The organism is Nocardia takedensis NBRC 100417, assembly GCF_000308695.1.
In the GTDB taxonomy this organism is placed as follows: Bacteria; Actinomycetota; Actinomycetes; order Mycobacteriales; family Mycobacteriaceae; genus Nocardia; species Nocardia takedensis.
On the sequence record NZ_BAGG01000124.1, the window covers coordinates 48,589 to 69,227 of the forward strand.

The following is a 20,639-nucleotide window of genomic DNA, read 5'->3' on the forward strand; positions in this document are numbered from 1 at the left end:
GGACCGGGACTACTCGTCCTGACGGACAGGACTACTCGTCCTGATGAGCACCCCCTCCTCGTGAACTGGGTCGCGGGAGGCGGGTAACGGGGGCGGCGCGGATACGTTCGGATCGACGTATCCGCGCCGCAGTCTTTTCGAAGTCCTGATCGCGGACCGCTCAGCCGAGGGATTCGGCGCGGTCGCGGCCGTGCAGCGACTTCTCCAGGCCGGGGGCGACCAGATCCTCCAGACGGCGATAGGCGTCGGCGGCGGTCAACGGCGGGTCCGCGTCGACGATCATGCCGAGCAGTCCGACGATGCCCCAGGACAGGAAGGTCAAGGGGGCGGCCAATTCCCGCTCGTCCACGTCGAAGGTGACGGTCAACCGTTCGGCCAGGATCTTGGCCACCATGCCGCGCGTCGCGCGCAACAGCACCGCGTTGGCCTTCGCGCCCAGCAGCGCGCGGTAGACCTGCGGGTTCTGCGCGGCGGTGCCGAACAGCGTGTACACCGGGGCCAGCGGTTCGTCGATCGACGGCGCCGCCGGGTCGTCCGGGTCGGGCCGGGCGGCGGTGAACGTGGCGCGCAGGTATTCGGTGCTGCTGACCAGCAGCAGATCGTCCTTGTCGCGGAAATGGGCGTAGAAGGTGGAGCGGCCGATATCGGCGCGTTCCAAGATGTCGGCGACCGAGATACGGTCGTAGCCGCGCTCGAGCATGAGTTCGATCAGCGCCCGGTTCAGCAGGTTCCGGGTGCGCCGGACGCGGCGATCGGTGTCGCGGTTCATCGGCCGCGCCCGGCGACGGAACTCGAGCGGCGGTCGGTCGGGCGGGAAATCGGTGTGCGCATGGGTCCTCCGGCGAAGCGCGCGGAAACCGCCGACGGGTCGGGGTCGCCCGCACTTCGCACCTGGTCGAGCCGGTGATGCCCCAACGATCATGGACACTCGGCCGGAAACAGACAACCGTACGGCGCGCTCGGACGGCGCGCCAAAGCCGACCCCGCCCGCCCGCGTGGCGCGAAACCGGCAGGCGGACAGCACAAACGGCATTCTCTGTTCGGTCCGTCACTGCGGCATAATCGCTGGGGAACCGCCGCACGGACCCGCCGGACCGGGCGAGCGGAGAGGGAGGACGCGATGCGGCCCGAGCTGTCGGATGGGCACGAAGGGATCGGATACGGACGGGGAAGGCGCGCCGCGCTACTCACGGCCGCCGTGAACGCTGTCGCCGACCTGCTCGGCATCGCCCCCGACGCGGTCCCCACCGGCATGCCCTTCAGCGATCTCGGGCTCACTTCCACCCAGCTCGCGCGCCTGACAGCCCAGCTCGAAGATGCGATGGGTGTCGAGGTGACGCTGACCGCCCTCTACGACCACCCCGACATCGAACAGCTTGTCGAGCATCTCGCGATGCGATGACCGCCACCGAACCCGCCCGCTCGCCCGCGCATGCGCCGGTCGCCATCGTCGGGATGGGCTGTCGGCTGCCCGGCGCCGACGGCCTCGACGCCTACTGGCGGTTGCTGCTCGACGGCCGCGACGTCACCGGCGCTCCCCCGCCCGGCCGCGCGGTCACCCGGCGCGGCGGCTACCTCCCCGACATCGACCGCTTCGACAACGACTGGTTCGCGATCTCCGCCCGCGAAGCCGCCGTGATGGACCCGCAGCAGCGGCTTGCTCTGGAAGTCGCCGTGGAAGCGGTCGACGACGCCGGCCTGGGGCACCGGGTGCGCGGCAGCGGCGGCGCGGTGGTCTTCGGCGCGTGCGGCTACGACCACGGCATCACGGTGCTCGGCGCGGGCGGACACGACGCGCCCTACGCGGTCACCGGATCGGCGCTGAGCATCATCGCCAATCGCCTGTCCTACGTGCTGGATCTGCGCGGACCGAGTCTGGTGGTGGACAGCGCCTGCTCGTCGTCGCTGGCCGCCGTCGACATCGCGGTGCGGCTGCTGGCCGACGAGACAGTGCCGTTCGCGCTGGTCGGCGGGGTCAACCTGACGCTGTTGCCGCACACCTCGGACTATCTGGCCGACAGCGGATTCCTCGCCGAGGACGGGCGCTGCAAACCGTTCGACGCCGCCGCCGACGGATACACCCGCGGTGACGGTTGCGGGGTGCTGGTGCTGCGTCGCAGCGCCGACGCGCACCGCGCGGGCGAGCGGGTCTACGCCGAGGTCGCCGGGGCGGCGGTCGGTTCCGACGGTCGCTCCAACGGGTTGTACGCGCCCAACGGCCGCGCCCAACGCGACACCGTGCGCGCGGCGTGGCGGCGGGCCGGTCTCGACCCGCGTCGCGCGGGTTACGTCGAATGTCACGGCACCGGGACCGCGCTCGGCGACGCGGTGGAGGTCGGCGCGCTGGCGACGGTGCTGGCGCGACCCGAACCCGACCCGCCGATCTGGATCGGTTCGGCGAAATCCAATCTCGGGCACCTCGAGGCGGCAGCGGGCGCGGCGGGGCTGATCAAGACCGCACTGTCGATCCACCACGGCGTCATCGCGCCGACCGCGCACTTCCGCACCGAGAATCCGCTGCTGAAACTGTCCGAGCGCGGATTGCGGGTGCCGACAGCCCCCGTCGACTGGACCGCCACACCGCCCGGACAGCGACTGGCGGGCGTGAGTTCGTTCGGCTTCGGCGGCACCAACGCGCACGTCGTGCTGCGCGGAGTCGACCCGGCGCTGCCCGCGCGCGCCGCCGAACCGCCGGTGCTGATCCCGATCACCGGACGCGACGTCGCCGACCTGCGCCGCCACGCCGCCGACTGCGCCGACCTGCTCGACGTCGAGGACCGGGACCTGCGCCGGGTCGCCGTGGCCGCCGCGCGGACCCTGCCCGAACAGGTGCGCGCCGCCGTCCTCGCCCACGACGCCGACCAGGCGATCCAGCGGTTGCGCGCGCTGTCGGCCGGAGAATCGGGCACCGGGATCACCGGGCCGAGCGCGACCCGGCGACGCGGCGGCGTGCTGTTCCTGTTCTCCGGTCAAGGCGGACAACACATCCGGATGGGTCGGGCACTGGCCGCCCGCCACCCGGTCTTCGCCCGCGCGCTGACCGCCGCGGCCGACGCCGTCGCCGCCGCGGGCGGCCCGAAGGTGTGGACGCCGCGCCACGGATTCGGCGCACTCGGCGCCGACCCCGACGCCACCGCCCTCGTACAGCCCGCGGTGTTCGCCTACCAGGTCGCGCTGGCCGAACTGTTCGCCGCGTGGGGCGTGCGGCCCGACGCCATCATCGGGCACAGCATGGGCGAGATCGCGGCCGCCGTCGCCGCCGGAGCCCTCCCGCTCGCCGACGCCGCGCGGGTCGTCGTCGCCCGCAGCGCGGCACTGGGCACCCTCGACGGACTCGGCGCGATGGCGCTGCTCGAGACCACCCCGGAAGAAGCCGCGCACCTGGTCGAACCGGTGCGTGCCGAAGTCGCGATCGCGGCGGTCAACGGGCCGCGCTCGGTGGTCGTCTCCGGCGACCCGCGCTACGTGGAGACTGTGGTGCGCCGGGCCAAGCGCCGCGACATCTTCGCCCGCCGCGTAGCCGTCGAATTCGCCGCGCACAGTCCGCAGGTCGCCGCCGTGCTGCCCGACTTCCGCGCCGCGCTCACCGACCTCGAACCGCGCCCGCCCGCGCGACGTCTCTACTCCACCGCGCGGCGCGGCGCACTGCTCGACGACACCGACATGGACGCCGACTACTGGATCGAGAACGCCTCCGGCACCGTCGAACTCGCCGCCGCGCTGGAACGCGCCGCCGACGAGGGACACACCACCGTCGTCGAGATCGCGCCGCACCCGGTGCTGATCCCGGCCGTGCGCGAATACCCCGAATTCCGGGAATCGGCGCATCCGGGCGTCACCCGCGAGGACGAGGCGGGCGCGTTCCTGGACTGTCTGGCCCGCCTGCACGTCGAAGGCCGCGCGGTGGACTGGTCGGCGCTCGGCCCCTTCACCGGCCCCGCCGGGCGCAGACGCTGGCACCGACGACAGTTCCCGCCGCTGGTCACCGTCGAGATCGCCCCCGACGTACCGGAATTCGTCACCGACCGACTCGAGGACCACATCGTCGCCTCGGTCCCCACCGTGCCCGCGGTGTACTGGCTGCGCAGACTGCTGCACCTCGCGCACGCCGAGACCGCCACCGTCGTCCGCGATTTCGTCGTCCACGAGATGACCGAACTGCGCGCGCTGTCCCGGGTCGAGTACCGCGGCGAGGACGAACTGCGGGTGATCGCGGGCGGCAGAACCCTCGCGGCGGCCGTCGCGAGCGGCGACCCGTCCCCCGCCGACATCGTCGCCTGGATGCGATCGGCCGACGCCAACCGCGCGCTGCACCACCAGATGCACAGCCTGGAAGCCGGCTACTTCTACGCCGAACTGCGCGGGCGGCAACTGGAATACGGGCCGCGGTTCCGTCCGTTGCGCCGCATCGCCACCGGCGAAGGCCGCGCGCTGGGCACCTTCGAGGACGCCGACCTGCACAGCACCGCCACCCTCGACGGCTGCCTGCACCTGCTCGCGGCGGCCTGCTGGGAAGACCTGCCCGAGGAGATCGTGCCGCTGCCGGTCGGCATCGACGCCGCGTGGCTGTCCACCGAGGCGGGCCGCGTGGTGTTGCAGGGGCACGCGCTGATCCGCGAACGCACCGGCGCCGGCCTGGTCGGCGACGTCGTCGCCACCGATCAGCACGGCGCGCCCGTCCTCGCGCTGATCGGAGTCCACGTCCGCTTCGCGCACGCCGCCGCCCCGGCGCGCGCGCTCACCGCGCCCCGCGAACTGCCGCCGAGCGGGCTGCCCGCGTTCCGGCGCGAAACCTGGCAGGCCCTGCACCCCGACGTCCTCACCGCCCACGCCGACACCGGAGACAAGCACCCCCGCCGGGTACTGGTCGTCGGCGAATCCGACCTGGCCCGAGGACTGGCACGGGAACTGGAGGCGCGCGTGCCCACCGAACGCGTCGCCCGCGAACCCGAAGGCGCGCTCGCCGTACTGACCTCCACCCTGCTGCGCCGCACCGCCGCCGAACGCCTCGCCGTGGCGCTGGTGTGGCCCCCCGACGGCGACGAATCGGTCGCCGCGCTCGGCCGGGTGGTCGGCGTGCTGCAACACCTGCGCTCCCACGACGCGGTCGGCGCGCTCACCGTCATCCTGCCGCGGGGGCATTCGAGCAACGCCCACGCCGCCGCCGCGCTGGTCCGGTCGCTGCAACTGGAATCCGGCCGGGCGATCCGACTGGCCTGGGCCGACCAGCGGGACGGCAACGTGGAAGTGCTCGCCGCGCTGGTCACCGCCGAACCCGACGCCGCCGTCCCCGACGAGATCCGGCTCAGCGGCGGCGATCCCGCGATCCGACGATTCACCGTCGCCGAGGCCGACACCGCGCCGCCCACCATCGACCCGGGCGGCACCTACGTGGTCACCGGCGGACTCGGCGCGCTCGGCGCGGTCGCGGTGCGCTGGCTGCTCGACGCGGGCGCCCACGACGTCGTCGTCCTGACCCGCTCACCGCGGCCGGTGCCTGCCCTGCTCGACGGCTCCGAGGACCGCATCGTCGTCGTCCGCTGCGACGCCGCCGACCACAGCGACCTGGACAACGCGCTGCGCGACATCCGCGAATGCGGGTCGACCATCCGCGGCGTCGTCCACGCGGCGGGCACCCTGGAGGACGCGGCCTTCGAGGCCGTCACCGCCGACCAGATCGCCCGCCTCGCCGCCGCCAAAGCGGTCGCCGCCGCCAACCTGCTCACCCTCACCGCGGGCGACCCGCTGGATTTCCTGCTGCTGTTCTCCTCCGCCACCGGCGCGCTCGGCGCACCGGGGCAAGCCGCCTACGCCGCCGCCAACGCGGCCATGGACGCACTCGCCGCCGGCGCGGAACGGCGGGTGCTCAGCATCGGCTGGGGCGTCTGGGAATCCGGGCTCGCCGAATCCGCGGGCGGCGCGATCCACCTGCGCCGCGCCGGCATCGCCGCCGTCGACACCCGGCGCGGCGCGGAACTGCTCGCGCGGGCCCTGCGCCACACCGAGCCCTACCTGCTCGCCGTCGACTACACGCCCACCGCCGACACCGCACCGGTCGCCGGACGCCTGCGCAGCCTGCTGGCCCCACGCCGCGACCTCGCCCCGGCACCGGTCGAACCGACCGCACCCGCCCCGACGCCGCCCCCGCCCACCGGTCCCGAACCGCTCACCGCGATCATCCGCCGGGTGCTGGCCGCCACCGTCGACCTGCCCGCCGAATCCATCGACTCCACCGCCGATTTCAACGACCTCGGGTTGAGTTCCCTGCTCGCCATCGAACTGCGCCGCGCCCTGGAGACCCGCTTGAGCATCGCCATCTCGACCGCGGAACTGTTCCGTCACCCCACCGTCGCGGCCCTCGGCGCGGCCCTCGCCGACCGCGTCGCCGCCGCGCACACCGGCGAAGCCTCGTGAACCCCGCCGACACGCTGCCCGCGCGCCTGGCCCGCTGGGCGCGGGTCCGCCCCGACACCACCGCCTACACGGCCCTCGAATTCCGCGGCCACGAACGCCTCTCGCACACCCTCGACTACGCCCGACTACACGGGGCCGCCGAAGCGACGGCACGGCGGCTGCGAAACCACAGCGACCCCGGCGACCGGGTCGCGATCCTCTGCGAACACGGACTCGACTACGTCGTCGCCTTCCTCGGCTGCCTCTACAGCGGACGCGTCGCGGTGCCGCTACTGCCGATCACCGGCGCGCGCAACACCGAACGCGTCGACCGGGTACTCGCCGACGCCCGACCCGCGATCGCACTCGTCTCGCCCGGCGACACCGTCACGAAGGCAGCGGTGGAATCCGCTGTGCGGCAAGTGCTGTCACCTGAATCCCGCGCGAGCTACGGTGGTGCGGGCGCTGTCGGCCCGGCCGGTGACAGCTCGGCCGGTGAGGGCCGCACGGCCCGCAAGACCGATGTCGCCTATCTGCAATACACCTCGGGATCGACCAAAGCACCTGCGGGCGTGCGCATCACGCACGCGAATCTGACCGCAGCCCTGGGGCAACTCCGCGAGGCCGTGCCCGTGGCCGTCGAGCGCCCGATCGTGACTTGGCTGCCGTTCTTCCACGACATGGGCCTGGTGATCGGGCTCGCGCTACCGCTCTACTGCGGGGTGCCGGGCGTGACGATGGCACCCTTGGATTTCGCGAAACGTCCGATCCGCTGGTTGCGCGCCTGCTCCGAGCACCGCGCCGGACTGACCGGCAGCCCCAACTTCGGTCTGGCACTGGCGGTCTCGGCCACCACGGACGCCGAACGCTCCGGTCTGGACCTGTCCGCTCTCGACGTCGTCCTCAACGGCGCGGAACCCGTCCGCGCCGAAGCCCTCACCGAATTCACCCGCGTCTACGCCCCCCACGGCTTCCGCCACCGCGCACACACCCCGGGCTACGGCCTCGCCGAAGCCACCCTCTCGGTCACCATCGCCGCCCCCTCCGCCGAACCGGTCGCCCACCACTTCGACCGCGCCGCCCTGAGCCGAGGCGTCGCGGTCCCCGTCGCAGACCATCCCGACAACGGGAGCAGTGCTGACGGATTCGGCGGTGACAGTGGCGGCGGCGGTGCGGCAGGGTCGTTGCTGTTGGTGGGGTGTGGGGCTCCGGTGGGGCAGCGGGTGGCGGTGATCGATGCGCGGGCGCGGGCGGTTCCGGATGGGCGGGTGGGCGAGATCTGGGTCTCGGGGCCGAATGTCGGCGGGGGCTATCACCTGGACCCGGTCGCGTCCGCCGCGACGTTCGGGGCCGAGCGCGCCGACGAGGCGACCGGCGGTTGGTTGCGTACCGGTGACCTGGGCTTCCTGTTCGACGGACAGCTCTATATCGCGGGCCGCGCGAAGGATCTGATCGTCGTCGACGGGCGCAACCACTACCCGTCCGACATCGAGTCCACCGCCACGGCCGCGACGCCGCACCTGCGCGCGGGCCATCTCACCGCCTTCGGCCACGACGACGGCGCGCGCGAAGACCTGGTGATCGTCGCCGAAGTCGTCGCCGATCTGCCCGCCGAGGTCGACCCGGTCGACCTCGCCCGCCGCGTCCGCTCGGCTGTCGCCGCCGCCCACGAGGTCATGCCCGCCGCGGTGGTGCTGGTCGCACCGGGCCGCATCCCGCGCACCTCCAGCGGGAAGGTGCGCCGCGGTGATTGCCACACCTTGTTCGCCGACGGCCTGCTCCCGGTCCTCGCGGCGGTCGGCACCGTGCCGAACGGAGGAGCCGGACGGGCGAATCCCGCGGGCGACCGCCGACGCCGCGGTGTGCCGCCACGACAGCCCTGACGCGCCCGCTCCGCTCACGGTGATCCGACACCGGTCGGGCGATGATGAGCTATGACCTCCGAAGCGATCGCCGTGACCTGGAAGCATCATCCGGACGAGCACGATTACCCGGCCGCCGCCGACTATCTCGAATTGCTCGGTGAGCCGGATGTGGTGGACGCGGTGGTGCGGCGGTTGCGGGACGCGCCGATCGTGCACAAGAAGGCCAAGGACATTCTGCGGGCGGCGCGGCTGGAATTGCTGTCGGCCGACAATCCGCATGTGCGCCGCGATCTGATCAAGATCAACAATGGCAAGGCGCTGTCGCCGATCCTGCTGGTGCGCGGCGATTTCCGGCACGACGTGCCGGTGGTGATCGCCGACGGCTACCACCGGGTATGCGCGATCCACTGGGCCGACGAGGACATCGAGATCCCGGCCAAGATCGCTTCGCTGCCGTGACCTTCTCCACCCTCGCGCTGGTGATCGCCCTCGGGTTGTGCGGTCCGCTGTTCGCGGTGCGCACCGCCTGGCACGTGCCGGTGATCCTGGGCGAACTGGTGGCCGGAATCGTATTCGGCGCCACCGGGTTCGGGGTACTGCACACCTCGGACCCGGTCTTCGTGTTCCTGGCCGACATGGGTTTCGCGATGGTGATGTTCGTGGCGGGCACCCATGTGCCGGTGCGCGATCCGGCGGTGCGGTCGGCGCTGGGCGTGGGCGCGCTGCGGGCGGTGCTGGTCGGCGTCCTGGCGGCGGCGGGCGGTTACGGCATCGCGGCCTGGTTCGGCACCGGTCACGGCGCGATCTACGCGGTGCTGCTCGCGTCGTCTTCGGCGGCGCTGGTGTTGCCGATCATCGATTCGGCGGATCTGTCCGGTCGCCGGGTGCTCGCGCTGACCGCGCAGGTGGCGATCGCGGACACGGCGTGCGTCGTGGCTCTGCCGCTGGTCATCGATCCCGGCAACGCGGCGCGGGCGGCATTCGGCGCGGCGGCGGTGGCGGCGTGCGCGGGCGTGATGTTCCTGGTGCTGCGGTACCTGGAGAATTCGGGGTTGCGCCGCCGGGTGCACCGTCTCTCGGAGCGGCGCGGGTTCGCGCTGGAACTGCGGGTGAGCCTGGCGCTGCTGTTCGTGCTGTGCGCGGTCGCCACCCCGCACGCATGTCTCGATCATGTTGGCGGGCTTCGCCTGCGGACTGGCGGTCGCGGGCATCGGGGAACCTCGTCGGGTGGCCAAGCAACTGTTCGCCATCAACGACGGATTCCTCGCGCCGCTGTTCTTCGTCTGGCTGGGCGCACGACTCAACCTGCGGGAATTCGGCGAGCATCCGCGGTTGATCGCGCTCGGCGTCGCACTGGGGGTGGGGGCGGTCGCGGCGCATCTGGTCACGCGGGTCGCGGGACAGCCACTCGCCTACGGCGCCTTGGCCGCGGCACAGATCGGGGTGCCGGTGGCGGCGGTGACGGTGGGCACGCAACTGCACGTGCTGGTTCCGGGGGAATCCTCGGCGATCATGCTCGGCGCGTTGATCACCATCGGGACGGCCGCGCTCGCGTCGAGCCGGATCGCCGCTCGGCAGCGCGATCCGGTCCGACGGAGTTAGGGCAGGTCGTCCGGCGACCCGTCGCGCCCGAGGAGACGGTCGGTTTCGCGACGTTCGCGTTTGGTGGGACGCCCGGTGCCGCGATCACGTCGCGGCATGGAAGCCAGCAGTTCCCGCGACGGCGGCGGCGGACTGCGGTCGATCAGACATTGCGCCGCGAGCGGCGCGCTGACCCGCTTGGTGACGATCCGTTCCACGACGACGATGCGTTCGACGCCCGCGGCGCGGATGCGCACCTCGTCACCGATCTTGACCTGCTGGGCCGGTTTGGCCGCGACGCCGTTGACGCGGACGTGGCCGCCCGGCAGGCTTCGGCGGCAGCGGATCTCGTCTTGAACAGGCGTACCGACCACGTCCACGAATCGACGCGGGCCTGGGACGCCTGTTCCGGCGAGGGCACCGATCAGATGACGCGACGCGCGGTGACAACGTCATCGGCGTCGAGGTTGGTGTAGGAGACCGGGGTGCCGGACTGGACCGCGTTGAGCAGCTTGCCGTCGCCGGCGTAGATGCCGACGTGGCCGCCGCCGTTGGTGATGACGATGTCACCCGGCTGGAGGTTGTGGAAGGCCACCGGAGCGCCCACGTGGGACTGCTCGAAGCTGGTGCGCGGCAGTTCGACACCGGCCTGACGGTAGGCCCACTGCACGAGACCGGAGCAGTCGAAGCTGACCGGACCCGCCGCGCCCCAGGAGTACTGGGCGCCGACCTTGGTCTTGGCGGCGTCGAGCGCGATCGAGGCGGGCGACTGCATCTGCTGCGGCTGCATCATGTCGCCGAACAGACCGCCCTCGGGGATCTGGGGCAGCGTGCCCAGCGTCATCGGCGGGATGGCGGGCTGGGCGGCGAGGGCCTGCTCCAGCTGCTTGTTCAGTTCCTGGACCGGGGCGTCGAATTCCTGCGGAACCGGAACGTCGAAATCGCCTAGGCCGGGGATGTTGATGGTGGCAGCCATCGCGGGGATGGCGGGCATCGCGCCGGTCGTCGCGGCCACCGCACCCATCACGATCGCGCCTTTGACGGAATTCGGCAAGCGAGATTCCCGCTGCAAGCTGTGTTTACCCACCGAGCTGAGTCTCCGATCTTCCTGCTCGTCCCGCCGACCGAGTTAGCTGACGGGTTCGGGCCGGGAAGATCGGCCCTACCGCGCCGGCGACTATACCGTTGCGGATTCACCCCAGACGAACCTGTGGGTCCCCGGTACGACCATCGAAGCGTGCTGCTTCGAAGGCCGTTTAGGCGGTGACTCGGTGGCGCCGTTCTCTGACGAAGCGACAGACTCCACTAAGTCACGAGAAGATTACGATGCCGTCGCACTGTTGTCCAGCGCACAGACCAGCCTTTTCGTGAACTCTGTGAAAAGTCACCCTCCGCGCGGGAATACGGGTCGCGCCGCCGAAGGTCACGATCGGGTCTCGAAATCGTTCGACGGTCTCGGACGCTCAGCGCTCGAGCGCGGATAACCGCTGCTCGAGGTGGGTGATGTACCGCCGCGCCTCGGCCAGTTGGACCTCGAGTTGGCCGAGTGCGATCACCAGCGGACCCACCGCGAGATCGGCGACCAGTTCGGGATCGTCCAACCCGCCTTCGATGGCGCCCAGGATGTTGGTGCGGATCATCTCCGCCTGGCGCGCGCCGCGCGGGACGGGCCACGAGGCGACGGCCTCGGAGACCGTCGGCAGATCGTCGGGCACCTCGAACTCGAACTCCCCGGACATGACACCCCTTTCCCGCCTCGCGCTGACCTGTTCAGGCTAGAGACTCCGGCACCGATCACCAAGGCGGAAATAGCCGTGTCTACAACATGCCGTAGATTGCCCGAGAAACCTGTGTCGGAAGCGGCTACGGTGTTCGAGCATGGACCCCGTGCGGAATCCGTATGCTCCCGGAGCCGGACAGCGCCCACCCGAACTGGCCGGGCGCGGAAAGCAACTCACCGCTTTCGACATCGTGCTGGAACGGATCTCGCGCGGCAGGCCCGAACGCAGCGTCATGCTCACCGGTCTGCGCGGCGTGGGGAAGACCGTGCTGCTCAACCAACTCCGCTCGGCCGCGGTCTCGCGCGGGTGGGGCACCGGCAAGATCGAGGCGCGGCCCGACCAGGAATTGCGCCGACCGTTGTCCTCGGCGCTGCACATGGCCGCCCGCGCGATCGCGATGTCGCATCGCAATCCGGAGCGGGTCGACGATTTCCTCGGCATCCTCAAGGCATTCGCGCTGCGCGCCACCGCCGACAAGGGCATGCGGGAACGCTGGCAGCCCGGTATCGACGTACCCGCCGTCGCGGGTCGCGCCGATTCGGGCGACATCGAGATCGATCTGGTGGAACTGCTCAAGGAGGCCGCGGCCCTCGCGGGCGATATCGGCGTCGGGATCGCGATCTTCATCGACGAGATGCAGGATCTCGGTCCGGCCGACATCTCCGCGATCTGCGGGGCCTGCCACGAACTGAGTCAGGACGCCGCCCCACTGATCGTGGTCGGCGCGGGCCTGCCGCACCTGCCCGCGGTGCTGTCGGCCTCCAAGAGCTATTCCGAGCGCTTGTTCAGCTATCACCGCATCGATCGGCTCGACCGCGAGTCGGCCAATCAGGCGCTCATCGCGCCCGCCGAACGCGAGGACGTGGCCTTCACCACCGAGGCCCTCGACGCCCTCTACGAAAAGGCCGACGGCTACCCCTATTTCGTGCAGGCGTACGGCAAGGCCGCCTGGGATCAGGCTCCGGAGAGCCCCATCACGGCCCAGGACGTCGAGGTCGCCGCTCCCACCGCCGAGGAGGAACTCGCGGTCGGCTTCTTCGGATCCCGTTACGACAGGGCAACTCCCGCCGAGCGCGAGTACATGCGGGCCATGGCGGACCTGTCCGGCGACGACGGACCGGTCGCCACCTCCGCCGTGGCGACGGAACTCAACCGCAAGCCCGCCTCCCTCTCCCCCGCGCGCGACGGGTTGATCAAGAAGGGCCTGATCTATTCGGCCGAGCGCGGCACCATCGGGTTCACGGTCCCGCACTTCGGCCGCTACCTGCGCAGCGTCTGAGGCGAGTATTCAGTACTCTTGGATATTTTTTAGAAACCTATAGATGTTCACGAAAGCTCGAGCGAACCGGGCGTTGCCGGTCCGCCGCCAGGCGATCGACCGCGATTACGGCGACTCAGGGCGTGTTCGGGAGTCGACGGTTCCCCGCGACGAGTTCGTCGGCGAGATCCTCGTACTCGGCGGCCGCCTCGGCGAGGCGACCCCACACGCCGTCCAGACCGTCGGCGGGACCGACCAAGGCCGCGTAGGCGGTGGCGGTGTGGCGGGCGATCCGGTCCACGACCGCGCCGACGGTCTCGGGATGCACCGCGGCGGTGTCGGGCGCTTCGGGCAGTTGGGCGCGGACCCACCGGTCGATCTCGCGGACCAAGCCCGCCGCGCGCGCGTCGAGGTGGTCGCCGATGTGCTGCTCCACCGACCGCCGCTCGTGCAGCGAGGTGAGCGCGTGTGCGGCGCGCAGCATCGGATGCCCGGCATGGTCGACGCCGCGACATGCCTGGAGAACTTCCCCACGACTGGGAAATCGCTCGTTCAACCCCGATCCCTCCCATTCCGAAGGCTCCCCGACGGGAATGTCGGCGCACCCGCACCCGGCGCACGACATCCCGGAGATCGAATACTCCCACGCCGACCGGACCCTCTCGAAGTCCGGTGAATCTAGCGCTCTCTAGCACTTCGCGTAGATGGGCGTAGAGACGCACGCGATCGGGTTGTCTACTTTTATCTAGCTCATTCGCTACACGGTCGAATATCCCGCTGATCGACCACCGGACTCGGTTGCACAACGTGTCCGTAACGCCCGGTATGAGCGGCTAACGCGCTGGAAATCCCCAGCGACAAGCGGACAAGAACGCTCCGTCCTCGGGTTCTGTGCGACAGGAGGGATCATGTCCACCACCACTGCCCGCGACGCCGCCGACGGCAGGCGTCTGACGGTGACCACCGACGACGGGGTGCCGATCGCCGTCCACCGGTACGGCGGCGCGGACGCCCGACTGACCGTGGTCTTCGTACACGGCCACTGCCTGCGCACCGATTCGTGGTCCTACCTGCGCGAACATCTCGCGCGCCGCTGGGGAGCCGACATCGGGATGGTGTTCTACGACCACCGCGGACACGGCGAATCCGGCAGTGCCGCGCCCGCGACCTACACGATCGACCAACTCGGCCGCGACCTGGACGCGGTGCTGCGCGTGATCGTCCCGACCGGGCCGATCGTCTTGGTCGGCCATTCGATGGGCGCGATGGTGACCTTGGCCTACGCGCGACTGTTCCCGCACACGATCGGCACGCGGGTGGTGGGCGTCGGGTTGATCGCGGGCGCGGCGGGCGGCGTCACCCGGATCGGGCTCGGCCGGTTCCTGCACCGGTACGCGGTGGCCTCGCTCCAGGTGGCGGTGGTGCGCGCGCCGCGAATGATGCAGGCGTCCAAGCAGATGACCCGGCGGATCTTCGAGCCGATCGTGCGCGAGGCCCAGTTCGGCACGCGCGCGGTCAATCCGCGGATGGCGGCGATCGCGACGGCGATGCTCAACGACACCCCACTGCTGACCATGTCGAGTTTCCTGGCTTCGTTCATCGCCTTCGACGAGACCGCGACGTTGCACCGACTCGGCGCCATACCCGCCCTGGTGCTGGCGGGCACGGCGGACATCGTCGTCCCGTACGCGCATTCGGTCGTGCTGGCCTCGCAGTTGGCGTGCGCGGAACTGGTGGCCGTCGACGGCGCGGGGCACAGCGTGATCCTGGAGCGCGCGGAGGAGGTGGCGCTGTCGCTGGTGGCGCTGGTGGACCGGGTGCTCGCCGCTGGTGCGGCGCCCTACGCGACCGCGGGCTGACCCGATTCCGCTGTCGACCCCGGTTGCGGGATCCGGCCGACGCGCGCAGGCTGGGAGAAGTCGCGACGAGGACAGGCAATCATTGGGCAACTGCACAATGTTTCCCATCCCACGAGCCTGATCCCGATTTGTTCTGTACTGTGTTGTAGATCACGTTGTGTGGTGGATCACACGACTCGGCCCCGCGCGTCCCGAGCAATGGCGCACGACCAAGGGCGGGCAGGCCGAGATTCCCGATCCGCTCACCATCACAGGAGGTAACGATGACACGCAGCGACATCGCGGAACTACGCTACGCGGTCGGCCAACTCCGGCAATCCATCGGCGCACTGCGGACGCACTACGGTGACGCGAAGACCGTCCGCAGGCTGGAAAACGACTTGGAGCGGCTCGTCATCGATGCCGAGGAGTTCGAACAGGCACCGCCGCCGGAGGTGCCGCTCCGGCCACAGGACACCATCTACGTCCCCGACAGCAAATCCGACGAAGCCGCCTGGATGGGCGCGCAGGACGAAGGTCTGGGCTTCCACTCCCGGCCCCGCACCAAGTAGGTCGACGGGTGGGCGGACCGCACCGCCCACCTTCCGGTCAGGCCCGGTGCCGACCGGGTCGACGCGCGGGCCGCACCCCGTGGAAGCGCGCCCCGCGCGGGGCCTCCACCTCGGGTGCGGTGTCGGCCGACTCGAACAGTGCCGCGATCCCGTGATCGTGACCCAGCGCGATGGCCTCGAGTCCGTAGCGCCCCTGCGTGCGTGAGAGTTCGTGCAGCATCGTGGTCATGATGCGCAGTCCGGTCGCTCCCACCGGATGACCGAGCGCGATCGATGACCCGTTGACGTTGAGTCGGTCGCGCGGATCGAGATCCCATTCACGCGCCAGTGCCAGGACCTCCACCGCGAAACCCTCGTTGACCTCGATGAGATCGATCTCGTCGAGCGCGAACCCGGTGCGCCCGAGCAGTTTCGCGACGGCGGGCGCGGCCCCGAGGGTGGCCGAATCCTCCGAGCAGCCCGCCGCGGCCCAGCCCACCAGGAAGGCCATCGGGGTCAGCCCCAGTTCCTCGAGCCGGTCCTCGGCGACCACCAGGCACCCGGACGCGCCGTGCCGGTGCGAACTCATGTTGCCCGCGGTGACGATGCCGTCGGACATCAGCGGGCGCAGCGCCGCCAGGGTGCGGGTCGACACGTCGTCGCGCACGCCCTCGTCGCGCAGGATGCGATGGCCCGCGAGGTCGAAGCCCGGTTCGACCCACCCCGGTGGCGCGGCGGTGACGCTGAGCGGGATGACCTCGGCGGCGAATGTGCCCTGCCGCCAGGCGCGCGCGGCCTTGCGGTGACTCGCGACCGCGAATTCGTCGGCCTCGACGCGACCGATGCCGTAGTAGCGCGCGACCTGTTCGGCGTTGGCGAGTTCGACCGATCGGGTGCGTTCGTCGGTGAAGGGGTCGGCGGCGCTTTCGACGCCGCCCGCCACGACCACGTCGGCGGCGCCGGTCTGCACCATCATCGCGGCGGTGATCACGGCTTGCAGTCCGCTGCCGCTGCGGCGGTCGGTGAGGAATCCGGGGACGGCGAAGGGTAGTCCGGCGCCGCGCGCGGCGGCCCGGCCGAGTTCGGGTGCGCCGTAGGCGCCGCCGTCGACGCAGGCCATCGCCACGTCTTCGATGCGCCACGGATCGATGCCGGAACGTTCCATGACGGCGGAGAGCACCGTGGTGGCCAGCCAGTCCGGCGGCATTCCGGTCAGTGCCCCGCCTTCCACGCCGCCGGGTGTGCGGACCGGTGCGACGATCGCGGCTCGTCTCATGATGGTGACTCCTTCCCCGACAACGGCCAGGGCCCCAACCGCGGTGCGACACGAGAGGTACCGGGGACGTCGGTGTCGGCCGGACCGCCCGTTCCCACCACGGGCGTGACGAACGCATACGCGCACGTCGACAGGTATATCTCCAGGAAATGTGACCACGGGATTGTTGCCTGCGTGTGACGGTTCGTGACCGATATTTCCGACTCCGCGAACGGCTTCCCCACGCGTCTCGCGAATCACGTTCTGCCCTTGTCGCGTTCGTCGGAGGGGCCCTGTTCCGCGGGCGCGCGCCGCCCACCTGCGGCCCAGTTCGATGTGGCGCAAATCATATGCCACCCGGTCGGTCGGGATTGCCGGGACCCGATCCAATCGATAGCGGCCGGGGCGTATGGTGCTGTGCATCACATTCGATTTGCGGAGGTAATGATGACCACCCGCACAGCACCCCAGCGAGGCATCCACCCGTGAGTGCCGCACCGACCGCCGCCCCCGAGCCGGGCACCGGCGTATTCAGCAAGTCGAGAGCCCGCATCGCCGAACGCACCCTGCGCACCGACCGCTGGTGGGTCCCACCGCTGATCACCGCGCTGGGACTGACCGCCTTCGTCGTCTACGCGACCATCAGATCCTTTGTGCGCGAAGCATACTGGGTCGAGCAGTACCACTACCTGACCCCCTTCTACTCCCCCTGCCTGAGCACCTCGTGCGTACCAGGCTCCTCGCACTTCGGCACCCCGTTCGGCGACCTGCCGATGTTCGTGCCGCTGGGCTTCGTCGTCCTGCCGTTCCTACTCGGCTTCCGACTGACCTGCTACTACTACCGCAAGGCCTACTACCGCGCCTTCTGGTTCTCCCCGCCCGCCTGCGCGGTCGCCGAACCGCACGCGCGCTACTCCGGGGAGACGAAACTCCCGCTCATCATCCAGAACGCGCACCGCTACTTCTTCTATGTCGCGCTGGTGGTTTCGCTGATCAACACCTACGACGCCGTCACCGCCTTCCACGGAAAGACCGGTGGGTTCGGTTTCGGACTCGGCAACATCGTGCTGCTCGCGAACGTCATCCTGCTGTGGGCCTACACCCTGTCCTGCCACTCGTGCAGGCACATCATGGGCGGCAAGCTCAAACACTTCTCCGCCCATCCGGTGCGGTACTGGTTCTGGACCCAGGTCTCCAAGCTCAACACCCGCCACATGGCGCTGGCCTGGACGACGCTCGGCACCCTCGTGCTCACCGACTTCTACGTGATGTTGGTTGCGAGCGACACGATCTCGGACCTCCGGTTCATCAACTGACCCCGCGGGCCCGCACCTGAACCACAGGTTCATCGACTGACAGCCCAGCGGTTCGTCGACCGGCAGCCCTCCGGTTCCGCACCGCACAGACCCAGGAGATTCGCGGCAATGCCAGAAGTGGAACGGCACAAATACGACGTCGTCGTGATCGGTGCCGGCGGCGCCGGACTGCGCGCGGTGATCGAAGCGAGAGAACACGGCCTGTCCGTGGCGGTGGTGTGCAAGTCGCTGTTCGGCAAGGCGCACACCGTCATGGCCGAGGGCGGCTGCGCCGCCTCGATGGGCAACGCCAACGACAAGGACAGTTGGCAGACCCATTTCAAGGACACCATGCGCGGTGGCAAATTCCTCAACAACTGGCGCATGGCCGAACTGCACGCCCAAGAGGCCCCGGACCGGGTCTGGGAACTCGAGACCTACGGCGCGCTGTTCGACCGGACCGCCGACGGCCGGATCAGCCAGCGCAACTTCGGCGGCCACACCTATCCGCGCCTGGCCCACGTCGGCGACCGCACCGGACTCGAGATCATCCGCACCATGCAGCAGAAGATCGTGTCGCTGCAACAGGAGGATCACGCCGAGACCGGCGACTACGAGGCGCGCATCAAGGTCTTCGCCGAATGCACCGTCACCGAACTGCTCAAGGACGGCGACCGGATCGCGGGCGCGTTCGGCTACTGGCGCGAATCGGGCAAGTTCGTCCTGTTCGAGGCGCCCGCCGTGGTGCTGGCCACCGGCGGCGTCGGCAAGTCCTACAAGGTCACCTCGAACTCGTGGGAGTACACCGGCGACGGGCACGCGCTGGCCCTGCGCGCCGGGGCGACCCTGATCAACATGGAGTTCCTGCAATTCCACCCGACCGGGATGGTCTGGCCGCCCAGCGTGAAGGGCATCCTGGTGACCGAGGGCGTGCGCGGCGACGGGGGCGTGCTCAAGAACACCGAAGACAAGCGGTTCATGTTCGAGTACATCCCCGCGGTGTTCAAAGGCCAGTACGCCGAGACCGAGGCCGAGGCCGACCAGTGGTTGAAGGACAACGACTCGGCGCGGCGCACCCCCGACCTGCTCCCCCGCGACGAGGTCGCGCGGGCGATCAACGAAGAGGTCAAGGCGGGACGCGGCACCAAGAACGGCGGCGTCTACCTCGACATCGCCTCGCGGTTGCCCGCCGAGGAGATCCGCAGGCGACTGCCCTCGATGTACCACCAGTTCAAGGAACTGGCCGACGTCGACATCACCAAGGAGCCCATGGAGGTCGGCCCGACCTGCCACTACGTCATGGGCGGCATCGAGGTCGCCCCCGATACCGGCGCGGCGACGGTGCCCGGCCTGTTCGCGGCGGGCGAATGCTCCGGCGGTATGCACGGGTCCAACCGCCTGGGCGGCAACTCGCTGTCGGACCTGCTGGTCTTCGGCAGGCGGGCCGGACTCGGCGCGGCCACCTACGTCGAACAACTCGCGCAGCGCCCGGCGGTCGCCGACGACGACGTCTCCCGGGCCGCGGCCGAGGCCGTCGCCCCGTTCGATCCGCCGTCCGACGGCGCGGGCGAGAACCCCTACACCCTGCACACCGATCTCCAGCAGGCGATGAACGACCTGGTCGGCATCATCCGCAAGGAGCACGAACTGCGCGAGGCGATCGAACGACTCGCCGCCCTGCGGGCCCGGTTCTCGGGCGTGCTGGTCGAGGGGCACCGCCAGTTCAACCCGGGCTGGCACCTGGCCCTGGACCTGCGCAACATGCTGCTGGTCAGCGAATGCGTCGCCCGAGCGGCGCTGCTGCGCACCGAGAGTCGCGGCGGACACACCCGCGACGATCATCCGGCGATGGACCCGGACTGGCGCAACAAACTGCTGGTCTGCTCGATCGATCCGGCCGAGGCGGACCTCGCGGTGCCCGCGGTGCGGGTCGTCTCCGAGGACCAGATCCCGATGCGCGCGGATCTGCTCGCGCTGTTCGACCTGTCCGAACTCGAGAAGTACTACAACCCCGCCGAACTCGCGGACCATCCGTCCGGTTCGGCCTCTGCCACGGAAGGTGAGGCGTGACGATGGGTTACGACGCCAATTTCCGCGTGTGGCGCGGTGACCAGGACGGCGGCGATCTCGCGGATTTCACGGTCGAGGTGAACGAGGGCGAAGTGGTCCTCGACATCATCCACCGCCTCCAGGCCACCCAGGCGCCCGATCTCGCGGTGCGCTGGAATTGCAAAGCGGGCAAATGCGGTTCGTGCTCGGCCGAGGTCAACGGTCGCCCGCGACTGCTGTGCATGACGCGCATGTCGACCTTCGAGCCCGACGAGTTGATCACCGTGACCCCGATGCGGACCTTCCCGGTCATCCGCGATCTGGTCACCGACGTGTCGTTCAACTACCAGAAGGCCAGGGAGATACCGTCTTTCACCCCGCCGGACGATCTCAAGCCGGGTGACTACCGGATGAAGCAGGTCGATGTGGAACGCTCCCAGGAGTTCCGCAAGTGCATCGAATGCTTCCTGTGCCAGAACACCTGTCACGTGGTGCGTGACCACGAGGAGAACAAGCAGTCCTTCGCCGGGCCGCGATTCCTCATGCGCATCGCGGAATTGGAGATGCATCCGCTGGATGTCGCCGACCGCCGCGACCTCGCCCAGGACGAGCAGGGCCTGGGCATGTGCAACATCACCAAGTGCTGTACCGAGGTCTGCCCGGAGCACATCGGGATCACCGACAACGCGCTGATCCCGATGAAGGAACGGGTGGCCGATCGCAAATATGATCCGCTGGTGTGGTTGGGCAACAAGCTCTTCCGTCGCTGAACG

15 protein-coding genes, 2 pseudogenes and 1 riboswitch are annotated in these 20,639 nt (G+C 70.0%); of the genes and pseudogenes, 11 read left to right on the forward strand and 6 right to left on the reverse strand.

Translation table 11 applies throughout. From position 1 onward, the window contains the following. Positions 1-160: 160 nt before the first annotated feature. Entirely contained in the window at positions 161-769 is a 609-nt protein-coding gene (locus ON30_RS36415) for a TetR/AcrR family transcriptional regulator (RefSeq protein WP_051030035.1), read from the reverse strand. Positions 770-1,120: 351 nt separating this feature from the next. Here ON30_RS36415 and ON30_RS27155 point away from each other — a divergent pair, with 351 nt between their 5' ends. From ON30_RS27155 to ON30_RS27175, 5 genes and pseudogenes are all read left to right on the forward strand, one after another. Then, positions 1,121-1,402: an acyl carrier protein gene (locus ON30_RS27155; RefSeq protein ID WP_051030036.1), complete on the forward strand. Its 282-nt coding sequence runs from the start codon at positions 1,121-1,123 to the stop codon at positions 1,400-1,402. Continuing rightward, on the forward strand, positions 1,399-6,414 hold the full coding sequence (locus tag ON30_RS27160; protein WP_040711545.1) for a type I polyketide synthase: 5,016 nt from the start codon (positions 1,399-1,401) through the stop codon (positions 6,412-6,414). The genes ON30_RS27155 and ON30_RS27160 overlap by 4 nt, the downstream gene beginning before the upstream one ends. Then, positions 6,411-8,276, forward strand: a complete 1,866-nt coding sequence (locus ON30_RS27165) for a fatty acyl-AMP ligase (protein ID WP_063719951.1) — start codon at positions 6,411-6,413, stop codon at positions 8,274-8,276. The genes ON30_RS27160 and ON30_RS27165 overlap by 4 nt, the downstream gene beginning before the upstream one ends. Before the next feature lie 51 nt (positions 8,277-8,327). Continuing rightward, positions 8,328-8,717, forward strand: a complete 390-nt coding sequence (locus ON30_RS27170; RefSeq protein ID WP_040711548.1) for a hypothetical protein — start codon at positions 8,328-8,330, stop codon at positions 8,715-8,717. Then, a pseudogene (locus ON30_RS27175) lies at positions 8,714-9,860 on the forward strand (cation:proton antiporter). Before ON30_RS27170 ends, ON30_RS27175 begins: the two are co-directional and overlap by 4 nt. Here the strand turns inward: ON30_RS27175 and ON30_RS27180 are convergent. The 3 genes and pseudogenes from ON30_RS27180 to ON30_RS27190 form a co-directional block, all read right to left on the reverse strand. Beyond that, positions 9,857-10,260: pseudogene (locus ON30_RS27180) on the reverse strand (RNA-binding S4 domain-containing protein). The pseudogenes ON30_RS27175 and ON30_RS27180 overlap by 4 nt on opposite strands. Before the next feature lie 3 nt (positions 10,261-10,263). Then, entirely contained in the window at positions 10,264-10,926 is a 663-nt protein-coding gene (locus ON30_RS27185) for a C40 family peptidase (RefSeq protein ID WP_245554241.1), read from the reverse strand. A 16-nt stretch (positions 10,927-10,942) separates the two neighbouring features. Next, positions 10,943-11,112: riboswitch (cyclic di-AMP (ydaO/yuaA leader) on the reverse strand. Between the two features lie 190 nt (positions 11,113-11,302). Continuing rightward, a complete protein-coding gene (locus ON30_RS27190; protein WP_040711551.1) occupies positions 11,303-11,578 on the reverse strand; it encodes a hypothetical protein in 276 nt (91 codons plus the stop codon). A 139-nt stretch (positions 11,579-11,717) separates the two neighbouring features. On the opposite strand from ON30_RS27190, the gene ON30_RS27195 reads away from it, so the two are divergent. Next, positions 11,718-12,899 carry a DUF8462 domain-containing protein gene (locus ON30_RS27195; protein ID WP_040711552.1) on the forward strand — a complete coding sequence of 394 codons (1,182 nt, stop codon included), beginning with the start codon at positions 11,718-11,720 and terminating at the stop codon, positions 12,897-12,899. 115 nt (positions 12,900-13,014) lie between these two features. Here ON30_RS27195 and ON30_RS27200 read toward each other — a convergent pair whose 3' ends face one another. After that, positions 13,015-13,434 carry a hypothetical protein gene (locus tag ON30_RS27200; RefSeq protein WP_040711554.1) on the reverse strand — a complete coding sequence of 140 codons (420 nt, stop codon included), beginning with the start codon at positions 13,432-13,434 and terminating at the stop codon, positions 13,015-13,017. A gap of 352 nt (positions 13,435-13,786) precedes the next feature. Between ON30_RS27200 and ON30_RS27205 the strand changes: the two genes are divergently transcribed. Both ON30_RS27205 and ON30_RS27210 read left to right on the forward strand, forming a co-directional pair. After that, positions 13,787-14,737 carry an alpha/beta fold hydrolase gene (locus tag ON30_RS27205; protein ID WP_040711556.1) on the forward strand — a complete coding sequence of 317 codons (951 nt, stop codon included), beginning with the start codon at positions 13,787-13,789 and terminating at the stop codon, positions 14,735-14,737. A 263-nt stretch (positions 14,738-15,000) separates the two neighbouring features. Then, complete coding sequence (locus ON30_RS27210; RefSeq protein ID WP_040711559.1) at positions 15,001-15,288, forward strand: Rv0250c family protein; 288 nt, start codon at positions 15,001-15,003, stop codon at positions 15,286-15,288. Between the two features lie 37 nt (positions 15,289-15,325). On the opposite strand, the gene ON30_RS27215 is transcribed toward ON30_RS27210, so the two are convergent. Then, positions 15,326-16,543: a thiolase family protein gene (locus tag ON30_RS27215; RefSeq protein ID WP_051030037.1), complete on the reverse strand. Its 1,218-nt coding sequence runs from the start codon at positions 16,541-16,543 to the stop codon at positions 15,326-15,328. A gap of 464 nt (positions 16,544-17,007) precedes the next feature. Here ON30_RS27215 and sdhC point away from each other — a divergent pair, with 464 nt between their 5' ends. From sdhC to ON30_RS27230, 3 genes are all read left to right on the forward strand, one after another. Beyond that, positions 17,008-17,838, forward strand: a complete 831-nt coding sequence (gene sdhC, locus ON30_RS27220) for a succinate dehydrogenase subunit SdhC (RefSeq protein WP_040711561.1) — start codon at positions 17,008-17,010, stop codon at positions 17,836-17,838. A gap of 108 nt (positions 17,839-17,946) precedes the next feature. After that, complete coding sequence (locus tag ON30_RS27225) at positions 17,947-19,887, forward strand: fumarate reductase/succinate dehydrogenase flavoprotein subunit (protein WP_040711564.1); 1,941 nt, start codon at positions 17,947-17,949, stop codon at positions 19,885-19,887. Between the two features lie 2 nt (positions 19,888-19,889). Further along, entirely contained in the window at positions 19,890-20,636 is a 747-nt protein-coding gene (locus ON30_RS27230; protein WP_040711566.1) for a succinate dehydrogenase/fumarate reductase iron-sulfur subunit, read from the forward strand. The last annotated feature ends 3 nt before the right edge of the window (positions 20,637-20,639 follow it).